General features: G+C 39.7%; 14 protein-coding genes. 11 read left to right on the plus strand and 3 right to left on the minus strand.

The window, feature by feature from the left end; translation table 11 throughout:
* Positions 1–141 precede the first annotated feature (141 nt).
* The 5 genes from BK575_RS08490 to BK575_RS08510 all read left to right on the plus strand — a co-directional run bounded on the left by BK575_RS08490 (position 142) and on the right by BK575_RS08510 (position 6580).
* Positions 142–696, plus strand: coding sequence for an NADPH-dependent FMN reductase (locus tag BK575_RS08490; protein ID WP_078409993.1), 555 nt, complete (start codon positions 142–144; stop codon positions 694–696).
* A 566-nt stretch (positions 697–1262) separates the two neighbouring features.
* Entirely contained in the window at positions 1263–2717 is a 1455-nt protein-coding gene (locus BK575_RS08495) for an NADP-dependent glyceraldehyde-3-phosphate dehydrogenase (RefSeq protein WP_078409994.1), read from the plus strand.
* Between the two features lie 276 nt (positions 2718–2993).
* The gene (locus BK575_RS08500; protein WP_078409995.1) at positions 2994–3221 is read left to right on the plus strand and encodes a hypothetical protein; all 228 of its coding nucleotides are present in this window, start codon (positions 2994–2996) and stop codon (positions 3219–3221) included.
* A 613-nt stretch (positions 3222–3834) separates the two neighbouring features.
* Entirely contained in the window at positions 3835–4521 is a 687-nt protein-coding gene (locus tag BK575_RS08505; protein WP_078409996.1) for a response regulator transcription factor, read from the plus strand.
* Positions 4496–6580 (plus strand): HAMP domain-containing sensor histidine kinase, encoded by a 2085-nt coding sequence (locus BK575_RS08510; RefSeq protein ID WP_078409997.1) that lies wholly within the window; start codon positions 4496–4498, stop codon positions 6578–6580. Before BK575_RS08505 ends, BK575_RS08510 begins: the two co-directional genes overlap by 26 nt.
* Positions 6581–6652: 72 nt before the next feature.
* On the opposite strand, the gene BK575_RS08515 is transcribed toward BK575_RS08510, so the two are convergent.
* On the minus strand, positions 6653–7339 hold the full coding sequence (locus tag BK575_RS08515) for a class I SAM-dependent methyltransferase (RefSeq protein ID WP_078409998.1): 687 nt from the start codon (positions 7337–7339) through the stop codon (positions 6653–6655).
* A gap of 127 nt (positions 7340–7466) precedes the next feature.
* Between BK575_RS08515 and BK575_RS08520 the strand changes: the two genes are divergently transcribed.
* The gene (locus BK575_RS08520; protein WP_078409999.1) at positions 7467–8339 is read left to right on the plus strand and encodes a LysR family transcriptional regulator; all 873 of its coding nucleotides are present in this window, start codon (positions 7467–7469) and stop codon (positions 8337–8339) included.
* A gap of 156 nt (positions 8340–8495) precedes the next feature.
* Positions 8496–10217, plus strand: coding sequence for an ABC transporter ATP-binding protein (locus tag BK575_RS08525; RefSeq protein WP_078410000.1), 1722 nt, complete (start codon positions 8496–8498; stop codon positions 10215–10217).
* A 350-nt stretch (positions 10218–10567) separates the two neighbouring features.
* Here BK575_RS08525 and BK575_RS08530 read toward each other — a convergent pair whose 3' ends face one another.
* Together BK575_RS08530 and BK575_RS08535 are read right to left on the minus strand one after the other, a co-directional pair.
* Positions 10568–11713, minus strand: coding sequence for a metallophosphoesterase (locus tag BK575_RS08530; protein WP_235867340.1), 1146 nt, complete (start codon positions 11711–11713; stop codon positions 10568–10570).
* A gap of 282 nt (positions 11714–11995) precedes the next feature.
* A complete protein-coding gene (locus BK575_RS08535; RefSeq protein WP_078410001.1) occupies positions 11996–12547 on the minus strand; it encodes a DJ-1/PfpI family protein in 552 nt (183 codons plus the stop codon).
* 318 nt (positions 12548–12865) lie between these two features.
* Between BK575_RS08535 and BK575_RS08540 the strand changes: the two genes are divergently transcribed.
* The 4 genes from BK575_RS08540 to BK575_RS08555 are packed head-to-tail and all read left to right on the plus strand — an operon-like array spanning position 12866 to position 16335.
* Complete coding sequence (locus tag BK575_RS08540; RefSeq protein ID WP_235867341.1) at positions 12866–13645, plus strand: SGNH/GDSL hydrolase family protein; 780 nt, start codon at positions 12866–12868, stop codon at positions 13643–13645.
* An 11-nt stretch (positions 13646–13656) separates the two neighbouring features.
* The gene (locus BK575_RS08545) at positions 13657–14568 is read left to right on the plus strand and encodes an ABC transporter ATP-binding protein (RefSeq protein WP_078410002.1); all 912 of its coding nucleotides are present in this window, start codon (positions 13657–13659) and stop codon (positions 14566–14568) included.
* Positions 14561–15541 carry an ABC transporter permease gene (locus tag BK575_RS08550; protein WP_078410003.1) on the plus strand — a complete coding sequence of 327 codons (981 nt, stop codon included), beginning with the start codon at positions 14561–14563 and terminating at the stop codon, positions 15539–15541. Before BK575_RS08545 ends, BK575_RS08550 begins: the two co-directional genes overlap by 8 nt.
* A 35-nt stretch (positions 15542–15576) precedes the next feature.
* Complete coding sequence (locus tag BK575_RS08555; RefSeq protein ID WP_169907663.1) at positions 15577–16335, plus strand: GH25 family lysozyme; 759 nt, start codon at positions 15577–15579, stop codon at positions 16333–16335.
* Positions 16336–16362 lie beyond the last annotated feature (27 nt).

The raw sequence follows: 16362 nt of genomic DNA on the forward strand, positions 1-16362 counted from the left end.
GAACACAATCTGCTGAATAAGTCTGTCCTTCGGGATAGGCTTATTTAACAGCTGAATTAGGTAATGCTGTAAAAAGAGGAAAGTACTATATAAATGTCTAATAGATTATGTGGACGAGAATAGAAAGGGGAAAAGGTTAACATGAAAATATTGGGAATTTCAGGAACTATTCTAGGGGCAAAGACAGCAGCCCTTGTAAACGCAATCCTTGCTGAGGTGAAAAACGTCGATCCGGAGATACAAACAAATCTGCTCGACTTAAGAGACTATGAGATGCAATTTTGTGATGGCAGAAAAACGGACCAATACAATGAAGATACGCAAAAAATCATCCAAGCTGTAACGGAAGCGGATGTTTATCTTATCGGCTTTCCGATTTTCAATGGTTCCATGCCGGCACCGTTAAAAAATGTGTTTGATTTAGTCCCGCCGGATGTTTTTCGTGGGAAAGTGATGGGGTTTGCAGCCAATGGCGGCACCTATCAGCATTATCTTGTCATTGAAAATCAGCTGAAGCCAATCGCAGGTTATTTCCGCTCATTTGTGGCCCCAAGCTCTGTTTATGCACATACGAGCCATTACAACCTGGATAATGAAATTGCGGATGAAGATGTTTTAGCCCGTATTCGAGCATTGGCAGAAGAATTGGTCATGATGCAGGAAGGTTTGAAACAAAAAGGAAAGAGTCTGCTTTAATATTTTGAAGTTCATGTTCAGTCCCCCGTTAAGTGTAATGATTAACTTGGCGGGGGGCTGAACGTGTTATAAGAGATAAATTTTTACTGTATATTATTCTGGGAAGGGATATACAGATAACTCCTTGCCATATTTTTTTATATCAGAATGAAAAGATAAGCATTTTAGGAGATAAATTTTTTAAAAATCAAGAAAAGCGAAATTGAGCAAACAAGATCTTGTATTATTATCTGTAAATAATAATTTAGGGGCCTTAAAGTGACCTTTTGATTTAAACTTAACGATCGGTTTATTCATCTTTATTAGGATAGATGAAAGCGTTTTCTAAAAATAAAAACAATGAAAAATATTCTGAAATATCTAAAAAGTAGTTGTCGTGAAAAGTATAACCTGCTAGAATAAAAAATCATCGGAGTGAATTTTTTTTAGACTAATCGGGACGTAATATGTCTAACCGGGACTTAATTTGACCCGACAAGAGCGAACGGTACTGTTTTCTCTAGTTAATAAACTGAAAATTCACTCTATTGAACTGAAAGCTATTCATTATTAAAGGGGGCTATTTTATGACAACAAACGTGTTAACTTTAACGGCGTATGAGTTCTATGTAAACGGGGAATGGAAAAAGAGCAAATCAGGAGAGACAATTGACATTCAATCACCGTACCTTAATGAAGTGATTGGACAAGTTCAAGCGATTACGAAAGAAGAAGTGGATGAGGCTATTTACTTTGCCCAACAAGCACAAAAAAGCTGGGCAGAGACTTCTCTGCAGGAACGGGCGAATTATTTACATAAATGGGCTGATGAATTAGTTAATATGCAAGATGAAATTGCAGAAATCATTATGAAAGAAGTTGGAAAAAGCTACAAAGATGCGAAAAATGAAGTTGTACGCTCAGCTGATTTCATTCGTTACACGATTGAAGAGGCATTGCATATGCATGGGGAAAGCATGAGGGGAGACAGCTTCCCGGGCGGATCACAAAATAAAATTGCCGTTATTCAGCGGGTTCCACTGGGTGTCGTATTAGCGATTCCTCCATTCAACTACCCTGTAAACTTAGCTGCAGCGAAAGTAGCACCTGCATTGATGGCTGGAAATTCTGTTATTTTCAAACCTGCTACGCAAGGTGCCTTAAGCGGTACAAAAATGATTGAAGCACTTCATAGGGCGGAGCTGCCAAAAGGTCTTGTGAACCTTGTGACAGGCCGGGGTTCTGTAATCGGAGATTATCTTGTGGAGCATAAAGGAATTAATATGATTTCCTTTACAGGCGGCACTACGACCGGTTTTCATTTGGCAAAAAAAGCGTCAATGGTTCCGCTTGTTCTTGAACTTGGCGGAAAAGACCCTGGGATCGTGAGAGAAGATGCTGATTTATATGAAGCGGCCAAACAAATCGTCAGCGGCGCATTTTCTTATTCAGGTCAGCGTTGCACAGCCATTAAACGTGTATTAGTCCATGAAAATGCAGCGGATCAGCTTGTTGAACTATTAAAAGAAGAAATCGAGAAGTTGTCTGTGGGCTCTCCGGAAAACGGCAGTACAGTTGTTCCGTTAATTGATGAGCAATCTGCTGATTTTGTTCAAATTTTAATTGCCGATGCAATTGGAAAAGGAGCTGCCGTTATAACTGGGAACAAGCGCGAGCGCAACTTAATTTACCCGACGCTTCTTGATTACGTGACAGAGGACATGCGTGTAGCATGGGAAGAACCATTTGGACCTGTATTGCCGATTATCCGTGTGTCATCTGATGAGGAAGCAATCCAGATTGCCAATGAATCTGAATTTGGTTTGCAGGCAAGCATCTTTACAAAAGATATAAATAAAGCATTTACGATTGCAAACAAACTTGAGACAGGTTCTGTTCAAATAAACGGGCGCACAGAACGCGGTCCAGATCATTTCCCATTTATCGGCGTAAAGGGCTCTGGGATGGGAGCGCAAGGGATTCGAAAAAGCCTGGAGTCGATGACACGTGAAAAAGTGACAGTGTTAAATATTGTTCAATAAAGGGAACTTCCATCGGTGGGGGCATTTATCCCCCGCTGATGCTTATTCAGTCTATATATTCTACTGAATAATTCGACACATCTTCATTCCATCGAAAGGTAGTCATAAGAGGGGTTCCAGACAACTTGAGTGTCCCTTCAAAAGTTGAGAAAATTGGGTATGGCCGTTCTTGAGTCATGTCGAATTTTCTAGCTTAATCTATATAATTCCCTCGAAAATTATTCTGAAAATTATAAAAATATGATAGAATAGAAGTATCAAAGGGGGAATGAAGAGATGATGAACAACGATAGAGTATTTTTAGAAGATTTAAAATCTCTTGTTGAAAATAGATTGCCGCTCAATGAGTATTTGATAGAACGGATGCAAGAAAAATTTGATAAGAGTCCATCCATGATTGCTCGTCTTTACCATCTCTTTGATGAAAAACGTTCGATGCTGCCATTTATCGACGTTTTAGAAGAAGCGGTGTATGAATTAGCAGGTGAAGAAAACATGTCATGAAAACGGGGATATCCCCGTTTTTTTATGTCTGAGGACAAATGTGATTTAATTACGGATTTGAATGCTGATTTATTTTTTAATCGGATTAAAATCAAAGGGAAATTATGTAATAATTAGAGTGGAATATACATAAATGAAGTTCAATAGAAAAGTAGATTTTTTCTTTATCGTCAGTTTGATTATAAGGGAGAGGGAGAAGTAAAGTTGGCAAAAAACCGCTTGATGGGGCGTTTTTTAGGCTGAAATTCTTGACTTTGCAGGTAAAAAATACTGTAAGATGTTCATAATGATTTATACATAGAAATGGGTTGAAAGAGGTTGACTTAATAGGCATAAAAAGCATAAGGACCCGTCGTAAGAATCCAGTAAAATCAAGGATTCTTACGACGGGTCCTTTCAAGTGAAAAATAGTTTTTTGCGGCCTCCTTATGACTTATGGGACAATCATTTTGTTATAGTTCTTAACCGTCTTATTGCTGATTCTTTTAAAACACTAAGAAAATCTTAAGAATTGCATAAAGTATTTGTTAAGATTTGATTGATATCATTCTCTTAGTAAGAATAACAAAGAGGTGATATAAATGTTGAAATGCACATTGAGGAGTGAATTTTCATGAACATATTGATTTGTGATGATGATAAGGCTATTGTCGATGCTATCGGAATTTATTTAGAAAATGAAGGTTATAGAATATTGAAAGCTTTTCATGGAATAGAAGCCATAGAAGTAATCAGAGAGCATAATATCCATCTTATTATTATGGATATTATGATGCCTAAAATGGATGGGATCAGGGCAACCATGAAGATTAGAGAAGAAAATAACATCCCATTGATCATGCTTTCTGCTAAAGCTGAGGATTCGGACAAAATAATCGGATTAAATTTAGGAGCGGATGATTATATTACGAAGCCGTTTAATCCCTTGGAGCTGATCGCTAGGGTAAAATCACAGCTGAGAAGATATACAACCTTAGGAGGTCTTGAAACTCGGAGCAATGTATATCAGACTGGGGGACTTATGATTGATGATGAAAGTAAAATGATCACTGTCGATGGGGAAGAGGTCCATCTTACACCGGTACAATATAAAATATTAAAGTTTCTGACTGTAAACGCTGGAAGGGTTTTCTCGATAGAGGAGATCTATGAGAAGGTATGGAATGAGACGGCTTTTAATCCTGAAAATACTGTATCCGTTCATATAAGAAAAATCAGAGAGAAAATAGAAATAAATCCGAAAGAGCCAAAATATTTGAAGGTGGTATGGGGAGTTGGATATAAAGTTGAAAAAATATAGTCATTCAATCATAACGAAAATCGTTGTTTTTATGATTGCGATCAGCTGTTTTACGGGAGTCATTAACGCAGTTGTAGAGGTTGAAATCGTAAATGAAGGGGATTTTCATAGCGTATTTGAAGATCATTATCTTCAAAGCAGAGCCTATGTACAGGAAAGTGAAAATCTCATAAGCAATCTCACAAGACTAGTAGGGGAATATAAGAATGAAGAACATATTTCAAGCGGCGGAACCATTAGTGAGGATGAATGGAGAAACACAGAAGAAACCTTATTTTCAGATTATCAAATCCAATCGAGAAGCTATAATCCTGCGTTAGGTGAAGCAAAAAATTATGAAACGTTTAAAAAAGAATATGCTGACGAAATCTCTCAGGAAAAGGATAAGATGATTAAGGATGATTTAAGAGAGTTTCATGGGCTAGTGCAAAATCTAGAGGAGTATGAGGCACCGCTTTTTTATGCCAGTGATGGTAAAAACGTGTTTACAAACACAACGATAACAGAAAAAAAGCAGTTTGAAACCTATCCCTCTTATATGATATTTGAGAATTATAAACAAGAGATTTTTCCAAAAGAAATAAAAGAAAATGAATACTTACATTGGGTCACCCAATACCTGGATGGGCTGGATCCAGCAAACACGGTGATTTATGTTGCTTTTACGGAAGAGTTTTTAGACCAAAAAATAAAAGAATGGCAAGAAAACAAATCCATTGCTGCAAAAAACGTATATAATTTAGCAGGATTTTTGGCAGGGTTCACTCTTTCTTTTATCTATCTTGTAATCGTAATGGGAAGAAAATCATTTAAGGATCAAGAGCTACACTTACATGGAGTAGATAAATTATATAATGATGTCAATATAGCGATATGCCTATTCCTTATATCGCTTTGGATTATGCTAGTAGGTGATCTATTTGAAAATATCGACCAATTGATCATTCCTATTACCATTCCCATTACGATTGCCGGATTAGTCCTGGTACTGTCACTTATCAAGCATTTCAAAAACAAAACACTTTTCAAGCATACATTGATCTATCGTCTTATCTACAGGTTCGTTAAATTTGCAGGAGATGTATATAGGAGTGGAAGCGTTGGTGTAAAGACGATACTAATTGTCATCGGCTATCCGATAGTGGTTGCATTAACCTTTTTCATGTTTCCGGTAACGATTGGCATAGCAGCCTGGTTTGCTTATAAAAAGGTCAAGTCCTTCCATGCTCTACAGGAAGGGGTAGAGATCATAAAGGATGGAAACCTTCATCATCGGATTGATGTAGATGGAAAGGGAGAGTTTGAAAGACTTGCTTCCAATATAAACAGCATCACGGATGGTTTGAAAAAAGCAGTTGATAGTGAACTCAAAAGTGAGCGGTTAAAAACAGAGCTCATCACCAATGTATCGCATGATATAAGAACCCCTTTAACTTCCATTATTACCTATGTCGATCTATTGAAAAATGAAAGAGATCCATTAAAGACAGAAGAATATATTGAAGTTCTGGATCAAAAATCGAAAAGATTAAAAGTTTTAACAGATGATTTATTTGAAGCAGCAAAGGCTTCCAGCGGAAATATCCCCGTTGAATTTGAGAAAATTGATATCATATCCTTAATCACTCAGGGGCTGGGGGAAGTCAATGACAAAATCGAAGCGATGGATTTAGACTTTAAGATGAATTATCCAAAGGATAAGGTCTATGTTACAGGGGATGGAAAATTATTATGGAGATCCATAGAGAACCTGTTATCTAATATATTCAAATATGCTCTCGAAGGGTCAAGGGTATATATAGATATTGAGGATTTAGGAAACGAAATACTGATCACCTTCAAAAACATCTCAGCTAATGAATTAAACATCTCAGCAGACGAATTAATGGAACGTTTTAAAAGAGGTGACGAATCCAGAACGACCCAAGGCAGCGGGTTAGGACTATCCATTGCGAAAAACCTTATTGAGATACAAAAGGGGAAATTTAACATACTCGTTGATGGAGATTTATTTAAGGCTGTGATTTATCTGCCTAAACATCATTTAAGTAATGAGTGATCGAGAAAAGCAAGAGGATTGAAATAGGATATCGAAGGGATATCCTATTCCTTTTTTTACGTCCCTTGTTCATTACATTTTTCTGCCAAACAACACGACAAAATTAAAGTATTTATAAAGGCAGTCAACATCCTGAAAGCCGCTTTCTTTTAACCACTGAATTTGGTCTACAAGCGGCGCCATTTGATCAAGGCTGGTCCGTTCGTAAGCTGCCTTGAGTTCCTCGCTCGTTAACCCGCTGTTTTCGATTTTTTGTCTCCAGTCATTTTTGTACACAGATTCAATAAAAGGAGTATGTCCAAGAACTTGATCGGCATTAATGAAGATGCCACCTTGGTTGAGCAAAGAGAAAATTTTATGATATAAGTTTCTTTTTTCTTCGTCGGATAAATGGTGGATCGAAAGGGAAGAGATGATAATATCAAACGTTCTGTCAAATTCATGTTCGGTATAATCTGCAACGATATAATCCACCTTTGGATCATCTGCAAATCTTTTTTTGGCGATGTCCATCATTTTTTCGGAAAGATCAATCAGAGTAATGGAGGCGTTCGGGTACTTTTCTCTGACAAAAGAAGAAAATAATCCTGTACCTGCCCCTATATCCAATACAGAAGGAGCGACGGTTTCTGTCTCCATAATGGAAACCGGTATCGAATAAAAATCATCAAAACAAGGGATTAACTTTTTTCGTTGCTGGTCATATTGAGCTGCATTTTTATTAAATGTTTCTTTTACTTCTTTTTTGGTTGTCGTCATTTTATATAGCCCCCTAAATATTGAGTACTGTAATATGAATTATAAGGCAGTTAGTATATAATGGAAATTAACAAAAAATGAGATGATTAATAACCATTCGTTATTAATGAAAAGGACTGTCATAAAAATGGACATAAAGTGGCTAAAAACGTTTATTGCTGCAGCGAAGCATGAAAATTTTCACAGGGCATCCGAGGAGCTCTTTTTAACACAGCCTGCTGTGACAAAGCACATAAAAAGGCTGGAGCAGCATCTTAACGCTGCTTTGTTTGAACGAACAGGCAAAAGCATAGCTCTTACTTCAGCCGGATATAAGTTTTTTCCATATGCTGCGGATATTTTACAAAAATATGAAAAGGGAATGGAAGAGTTCGAGGGATGGAAGCAGGGGTACCATCGCAAGCTGACCATTGCGGCTGCTCCGCAAATCGCAGCTTCCATGCTCCCGCCGTTTTTACGCCGTTTTATCGAGGAGTATCCAGACATTGAGGTCATCATCAATGTGGTCCGCTCCTTTGAAATAGGAGAAGAAATCAGCCTCGGTAAGGCAGATATTGGCTTGACGAAAATGAAGCCGCTCCAAACAAACATAGATTATGAGACTGTCCACGAAGACCCTGTTATACTAGTCGTACCATTTATCGAGAAAACAGAACAATCTCTCATCGAAGAAAAGGAAATCCTTCGGCAATACAGACTGTTAACGAATAACCACCCATCTTACTGGGAAACCCTTCTTTCTGAAATTAAAAGATGCTACCCAAGAATCCGCACCATTCCTGTTACCCAAGTTGAAATTACAAAACGATTTATCGAGCAAGGACTAGGCGTTTCATATTTACCGGTATCCATGGTTCAAGAGGAGTTGAAAAATAAAACCTTGATGGAGGTTAAGCCGGATAAAATCATTCCGCCTGTTTCCTTTACATATGTTGTGACGAAAACAGAAACATATGAAGTGAAGCAATTTAAAGCCTTCTTAGCGACAGTTTTTAATTAAGTGCATTGTCACCACTCGGATTATGTCGAATGCATCGACAGAAGGGGAGGGTGACAGGTATTTTCCTTTTTTTATGGCGTAAAATCTTTTTATATGGTACTTTTTAAAAAAAATAATTAAGAATGATTTTCAATGAGAATGGGGTGTGCCATATCAATGTTAAGACGATTTTTTAGCTACTACCGGCCTCATAAAAAGCTATTTTACATAGACTTTTTTTGTGCGCTGCTGGTTGGTCTCTTAGAGTTGGGCTTCCCTATTGCTGTCTCCTGGTTTATTGATGAATTGCTCCCGGAAGGTAATTGGGGTACAGTAACAGCAGTGAGTGCCGGGCTTTTAACACTGTATGTAATGAGTTCTGGAATGCAGTTTGTCGTGAACTATTGGGGGCATAAATTGGGGATTAATATTGAAACGGATATGCGGCGGGAACTGTTTAACCACGTTCAGCGCCAGTCTTTCCGTTTCTTCGATGATACGAAAACAGGGCATATCATGAGCCGTATCACCAATGACTTGATGGACATTGGCGAGCTGGCTCATCATGGTCCGGAGGATTTTTTTATTGCCATCATAACCTTTATCGGGGCTTTTTGGATCATGCTGACGATTAACGTGAAGCTTGCTCTTGTAGCCATCATTATCGTTCCGTTCCTTGTTTGGTTAATTTCGTATTCAAACATTAAAATGAACCAGGCATGGGTACAAATGTACGGCAATATTGCCGATGTGAATGCGCGGGTGGAAGATAGTGTTTCAGGTGCGCGCGTTGTCCAATCTTTCACGAATGAGCAGTATGAAATAGACCGCTTTAATGAAAACAATCAGTTTTTCCGCAAGTCCAAGTTAAAAGCATATAAAGTGATGAGCTGGAATTTATCCGGAATCTATATGACGACCCGTATGATGACACTTGTCATTTTAGTGTACGGGGCGTGGCTGAGTTTTGCCGGCAGCCTGTCCTATGGAGAATTGGTAGCTTTTATTTTATACGTTAACATCCTCTTTAAGCCCATCGATAAAATAAGTGCATTACTAGAGCTGTATCCGAAAGGCATGGCGGGCTTTAAACGTTTTACGGAGTTAATGGACCAGCATCCAGATATTGAAAATCAGCCGGATGCCATTGAAGTGCCTTTCTTAAAAGGCAATATAGATTTTGAGAATGTTAGTTTTGGATATGAAGACAGCCGGACCATTTTGCAGAATCTTTCATTTTCTATAGAAGCAGGTAAAACGGTAGCCTTTGTTGGTCCTTCCGGTGCTGGAAAGACAACCATCTGCTCATTAATTCCGCGATTCTATGATGTGACAGAAGGGGCTATAAAAATTGATGGAATGGATGTCCGCGATATGACAAAAGAATCATTGCGTGCCCAGATTGGCATTGTGCAGCAAGATGTCTTTTTATTTACAGGAACGATAAGAGAAAATATCGCGTATGGAAAACTGCATGCGACTCAAGAGGAGATTGAAGAAGCAGCAAGAAAAGCACATTTAACGGAGCTTATTGACTCATTACCTAACGGCTATGACACAGAAATCGGAGAGAGGGGCCTAAAATTATCAGGGGGCCAGAAGCAGCGGCTGGCCATTGCCCGTATGTTCCTGAAAAATCCGCCTATCCTGATTTTAGATGAAGCCACTTCAGCATTGGATACGGAAACAGAGGCCATTATTCAGGAAACGCTAAATGATCTATCAAAAAACCGTACAACCCTTGTCATTGCACACCGGCTGGCCACGATTCGAAAAGCGGACCGTATCCTTGTCGTCACCGAGGAGGGGATTGCAGAAGACGGTACGCATTCAGAGCTTCTTGCACGAAAAGAAGGGGTTTTTGCTAAGCTGCATGCCCATCAAATGACTTTAACATAACAATGGGGCCGAATGGTCTCCGGCAAAAGAAAGAGAGAATCGTAAAGTATTAGATTCTCTCTTTTTTGATTGCCATCGGAGATCATCTCATTATTTTCTCACTGCTGGGCGGTCTTCACGGCCTGCTGATGTGAATCAAAAAGCTAACGTTCAGCCTTGCATTAATGGATGGACCGCATGGATGCTTCATAACATGGAGGATTTTTAACAATAAAGCACTAATCTTCAAAATTGATTAGTGCTTTATATTTACACAAAATTGAATTCGGAAAGTATGGGTTCAGTCTCCGGCTGAGTTAAATGATTAGCATGGCGGGAACTGAACCCGTTTTTCGTTTTTAAGTATTCCACTATTTGTTTCTTAAATATTTTAAAGTATCCAGGTGAATATGTTTCATCATCTTTACAATCGTTTTATCAACCGGCACTATTGGTTTTAATTTACCATTAACCGTTTTGCAAACCGGCTGCAAGGATGATTGTCTGTGTTTAACTACCCACACACCATTCTCCTTCTCCAACGTTAAATCAATAATCCCGAGATGGTTACCCCAATAACCTGCTTGAACAGCAGCTTTTCCATTGATGGTCCCTTCATTTGGGTTGACACCCTTTTTAACTGGTTTTGAATCTTTAATGGGAAACAGCAAATGGCTGTGTCCATAAAGAATGGCATCGATTCCCGGCACTTTACTTAGGGAATAAACAGAATTTCCTTCTTTATGTTTCAGTCCTTTGTCCGCTTTTAGGGCAACATGGGCAAGGGTAATAATGATATCCGCTCCCTGTTCTTTCATAATCGGAACAAAATGCTCTGCGGTTTCCCGCATATTTTTGATCTTCAAGTTGCCGCGGAAAAATTTTTTATTCCATTTTTCAGTGATGGGACTTATCAAGCCGATTACTCCCACTTTAACAATTTGTTTTTTCCCATTTGTATCGATGAATTCTTTCTCCATAATGGTATATGGATTAAAAAAGTTAATATCATCAATCGCAAAATCATTGTGATCATCTATATAAATATTTGCGTTTACATACGGAAAATTCGCTCCATTTAAACTTTCACGCATAAATCTGAGGCCGTACTTGAACTCGTGGTTCCCCACTGTACCAGCATCGTAATGCAGTAAATTCATTACTTTATAAACAGGATGAATATGCATTTGATCCAGTTTAAAGCTTTTTAAAGCATATTTGCCAAGGGCATTTCCTTCAAGTACATCTCCAACATCAAACAATAAAGTATTTGCGTTTTCCATTCTCGAAAGCTTAATTAATGAGGCAACCCTTGCAAGTCCAAATTCTACGGTCTTTTTGTCTTTTTTGTAGTCATAGTCCAACATATTCCCATGTAAATCGTTCGTTTCCATGATTCTTAATTGGATGGTGGCCGGTGGTGTTTCTTTTGTCCTTGTGCCATTTAAAACATCAAGCAATATAAAAGAGAATATTAATAAGACCATTGTCATAGCCGCTATCTTTCTTTTCTCCATTACAGCACCTAATTTCTGATCACTTTTACATAAGAGAAAATAATGTTAAATGGTTATCTTATTTTCTCTAAACTCATTAAAAATAATCAGATTAAGAAAACAGTTCTGGGAAAAACATGACGTTTGGGCCAATCAATGTTTGGCCTTTGCCGAATAGTCGGGGTGACAGGCATTTGTAACAATTCGGAAAGCTACGAAAGGACAGAGTAATTCTAAAAATAATGGATAACCTAAAAAAATGACCCTCAGCTGGATAGAGGGCCATTTTCTAAATGGTATCACTTATTTAAGCAAGTTAATAAATTCACGCATAAAACCGGGTAAATCAGGCCAAGCATGGCCGGATACAAGGTTTTGATGCGTATGCAGCGTTTCATTAATATATGTAGCTCCACATGCTAATACATCAGGTTTGCAGGCAATATATGCTGTATATTCCCGGCCTTTCATTAAGTCCGGAACGATGGATAACACTTGCGCCGCATGGCAGATTGCCCCAACCGGCTTATTCTCTTCAAAGAAGTGGCGGACAATGTTCGGCACCGATTCATCTAACCGAATATATTCAGGGGCCCGTCCTCCTGGAATAATCAACCCATCGTATTGGGAGGGGGCAACATCGGCAAAGGCGACATGAGAATCAATGCCATATGCCGGTTTTTCTACATATGTTTCCATTCCCTCTATAAAGTCGTGACTTACCGTCTGCAGTTTTTTCACAGAAGGTGAAGCGATGGTTACATCGAATCCTTCCTCCAGGCAACGATAATACGGATAAAAAATTTCAAGCGCCTCTACCGCATCTCCAGTAATAATCAGTATTTTTTTACTCATGAACATAACCTCCATCTTAAATGAATTTAATCACTCAGAACTATACTATTCACTTTGATGCTGTCTTATCATCTATGAATTCTACAATTTTTTACCAGATCCTTTTAAAAAAAGAATCTCTCAATCTAAAATAGATGGATCAGGTAACTTGCTGAATGTAAGCAAGGGTCTGTTTTGTTGAGTATTTTCGTTTAAACAGGCTGTCCCATAAGTCTCTAGTAAATCACAAGACCTGATTTTACTTTGTTAAACATTAACGCTTGTACACAGCTATTTGCTATAATTCTCCTGAAAGAAATTAGAAAAGGGGGCTAACAATTGAGAGGAAAGTGGGTTCAATTTATTGCCGTGATTTCTGGGCTTTCTTGCCTTTTATGGATAGCCGGCCTCGGATGGTCGATGTACGATTATTTCAATAAACCGGGAAAGCCTCCAGGTATGGAAACGAAACATGTAGAGACGGCAGCGAAAGAAAACGACCAATTTGATGTAGTAGCATTGGGAGACTCGCTCACGAGAGGAACAGGAGATCCTAAAGGGAAAGGATATGTTGGCGCTTTAATTGATCATCTGGAGGAAAAATCAGATCAGAGAATCTTCCTTTCGAATCTAGGGATTAAAGGACAAACGTCTGTACAGCTGGCTGACCAGGTGAAGCAGCAGGAAGTGCAAAGACAAGTGAAAACAGCGGATGTGATCCTCATCACGATTGGAGGAAACGATCTCTTTCGCGGCGGTCAAGCACTTGTCAACTTAAATACGGATGAAGTAAAAGAATCAGAAGAGAAATATGTGCAAAATGTAAATAGCATCTTAACGAATCTTCGTTCCGTAAATGCTGAAGCCGATATCTTTCTTATTGGTTTATATAATCCCTTTATTGAACTGGATGACGCAGAGCTTACTTCGAAAATCGTCAGGGACTGGAATTACGAAAGTGCAGAGGTCAGTGCAAAATATCCAAAGACTGTGTTTGTGCCTACATTTGATTTGTTTCAGCTGAAGGTCGATGATTACCTGTATACGGACAAGTTTCACCCGAATGCGGAAGGCTATCAATTAATAGCAGAGCGGGTAGCATCCTTAATTACGTGGTAAGGGGGAAGAGAATGAGTGAAGTGACATTATCCGTCAAGGGATTACGGAAGACGATTCGCAAAAAGGAAATCATCAAGGGAATTGATTTTGAACTAAAAAAGGGAGAGGTTTTCGGTTTTTTAGGACCAAATGGAGCTGGAAAAACGACGACGATTCGCATGCTTGTCGGATTGATACGGCCTACTTCCGGTACCATTCGCATTTGCGGTAAGGATGCAGCGGACGATTTTACGGGAGCGATGCAGCATCTTGGCTGTATTGTAGAAAATCCAGAGTTATATCCATATTTAAGCGGATGGGAAAATCTTCAATATTTTGCAAGGATGCTTCCAGGCATAGGAGATGATCGTGTCATGGAAGTGGCCCGTTTGGTGGGTCTGCAGGAAAGAATTCATGATAAAGTGAAAACCTACTCTTTAGGGATGAGACAAAGGCTTGGGATCGCCCAAGCTATGCTTGGAAAACCGAATGTTCTCATTCTCGACGAGCCGACAAACGGCCTGGATCCTTCTGGTATTCGCGAAATGCGCAAGTTCATCCGCTTTTTGGCCGAGGAGGAAGGCTTGAGTGTGCTTGTATCGAGCCACTTGCTCAGCGAGATTCAATTGATGTGTGATCGTGTCGCCATTATCGCGAAAGGTCAAATTCTTCATACCGAATCTGTTGAAACGCTCCTTTCCCGCCAGGAGCTCCTTATATGGAAAGTGTCTCCCCTTCAAGAAGGGAAAAGGGTATTGCAAGAATTGGCGGAGTTTGTGAAAGAGGAAGGCGAAATGCTCATCACCCCTTATTTGGAAAATGAGGCGGGAGAGTGGAATCGCAGGCTCCTTGAAGCCGGGGTAACGGTAAAGGAAATGAATAGAAGGCTCCCGACATTGGAAGATTTATTTCTTGAAATGACAGGGGGGCATTCCATTGATTAATTTGCTGCAAAATGAATTGATTAAGCTTGTAGCGAAAAAAAGGATCGTGGTCGTAACAATGATCATGGCTGCGTTGATTGCCATGTTTACTTACGCTCAATATAAAGAAACGGAAAGGCTGAAGGAAAGGCTGGGAACGACCGATTGGCGGACCTCCTTGCAGCAGCAAATCGTCGACACGCAAAACAGGCTCAGCGGAAGCCGAATTTCTGAAGAGTGGAAAAAACAATTGCAGATCAGAGTGACCCAACAGCAATATTATCTGGATCATAATATTAATCCGGCAGAGCCTGGTGCCCCAACCTTTGTAAGAGGCTTTGTGGAAAATTCGATTCAGCTTTTGCTGCCGTTAATGATTATGGTGGTCGCAGCAGATCTCGTTTCCTCGGAACATAGTATGGGGACGGTCAAACTGTTGCTGACAAGACCGGTGAAAAGGTGGAAAATCTTACTCAGTAAATATATGACGCTCGTTTTTTCCGTTTCCCTGATTATTTTACTGTTTGGGCTGTTAGCCTATTTGATATCCGGTATCGTGTTTGGTTTCACGGGTTGGAAGGCCCCTGTTTTAACGGGTTTTACCATTGAAGGAGGAGAATTGGATACTTCCGCCGTCCATCTTATTCCCCAGTGGCAATATTTATTAATGGAGTTAGGTTTAGCCTGGTTTGTTTCCCTGGTGGTGGGCACTTTTTCGTTTATGCTGTCCGTTCTCATCAGAAGTACAGCCGCCGGAATGGGCGTGATGTTAGCTTGCCTCATTTCCGGAACGATATTAAGCAGCATGGTTTCTTCCTGGGAGTCAGCCAAATATCTCTTCATGGTTAATTTGGATTTGACCTCTTATTTGAGAGGGGCGGCTCCCCCTATTGAAGGTATGTCTTTAGGCTTTTCTCTTGCGGTACTATCGATTTGGGGAGCGGCAGCGTTGTTGGTTTCCTTCATCGTTTTTATAAGACAAGATGTTTATTGAGTAATAGCCGCTACGGTAAGAAGGAGATGATATTCATGCAAGCGAGATGTGCCGGCAATTATAAAGTCATTGATGTTTCACACCATAATGGAGCGATTGATTGGAAAAAGGTTGCTTTGGACGGAGTGAATGGTGTCTACATAAAGGCGACCGAGGGAAGAACCTTTACGGATCCTAAATGCTTAATCAATTATGAAGGTGCGAAGGCAGCGGGACTAAAGGTCGGCTTTTACCATTTTGCCAGACCTGATAATAACAGACCTGCAGATGAGGTGAACCATTTTATCCAAGTCACGAAGTCACTTGAAAGTGATTTGCCGTATTGCCTTGATTTAGAGGTCGCCGCAGATTTAGGTGCAGACCGATTAACAAACTTTGCCTATGAGTGGATGACGGATGTGAGAAATAAAACGGGACACCCCGTGATGATTTATTCGAGTGCCAGTTATGCCCGCTCTTATTTAAAAAGTAAGGTAGGGCAATTCCCTTTGTGGGTAGCTCATTATACGACAGAGAGAGCCCCGATGGCCAACCATACATGGAATGAGTGGCATATGTTCCAGTATACAAATTCCGGGAAAGTAAACGGGATCAGCGGAAATGTGGATATCAATGAAGCGATTCCGAGGCTATTTGAGTTGGCGGCGAAGCCATTAAGCCAAGCGGCAGCGGCCGTTCACGCCAAAAAGTACCGCTTGCGCACCGGTACGTTCAGTGACCGTGCCACAGCTGAACGCATGGCAGCCGAATTAAAACAAAGGTATGGATGGCTTGTTTATATTGAAGAAGAATGAGTCAAGCCTTGATTTTATAAAGATGAG

The sequence above is a fragment of the Priestia abyssalis genome, assembly GCF_002019595.1.
GTDB classification, from domain to species: Bacteria; Bacillota; Bacilli; order Bacillales; family Bacillaceae_H; genus Bacillus_BA; species Bacillus_BA abyssalis.

What these genes read in the sequence shown, in the direction of transcription:
- BK575_RS08530 (WP_235867340.1), bottom strand. Translation starts at nt 11,713, where the DNA reads ATGGAGAAAAGAAAGATAGCGGCTATGACAATGGTCTTATTAATATTC.
- BK575_RS08535 (WP_078410001.1), bottom strand. Translation starts at nt 12,547, where the DNA reads ATGAGTAAAAAAATACTGATTATTACTGGAGATGCGGTAGAGGCGCTT.
- BK575_RS08490 (WP_078409993.1), top strand. Translation starts at nt 142, where the DNA reads ATGAAAATATTGGGAATTTCAGGAACTATTCTAGGGGCAAAGACAGCA.
- BK575_RS08505 (WP_078409996.1), top strand. Translation starts at nt 3,835, where the DNA reads ATGAACATATTGATTTGTGATGATGATAAGGCTATTGTCGATGCTATC.
- BK575_RS08555 (WP_169907663.1), top strand. Translation starts at nt 15,577, where the DNA reads ATGCAAGCGAGATGTGCCGGCAATTATAAAGTCATTGATGTTTCACAC.
- BK575_RS08525 (WP_078410000.1), top strand. Translation starts at nt 8,496, where the DNA reads ATGTTAAGACGATTTTTTAGCTACTACCGGCCTCATAAAAAGCTATTT.
- BK575_RS08500 (WP_078409995.1), top strand. Translation starts at nt 2,994, where the DNA reads ATGATGAACAACGATAGAGTATTTTTAGAAGATTTAAAATCTCTTGTT.
- BK575_RS08515 (WP_078409998.1), bottom strand. Translation starts at nt 7,339, where the DNA reads ATGACGACAACCAAAAAAGAAGTAAAAGAAACATTTAATAAAAATGCA.
- BK575_RS08495 (WP_078409994.1), top strand. Translation starts at nt 1,263, where the DNA reads ATGACAACAAACGTGTTAACTTTAACGGCGTATGAGTTCTATGTAAAC.
- BK575_RS08545 (WP_078410002.1), top strand. Translation starts at nt 13,657, where the DNA reads ATGAGTGAAGTGACATTATCCGTCAAGGGATTACGGAAGACGATTCGC.
- BK575_RS08520 (WP_078409999.1), top strand. Translation starts at nt 7,467, where the DNA reads ATGGACATAAAGTGGCTAAAAACGTTTATTGCTGCAGCGAAGCATGAA.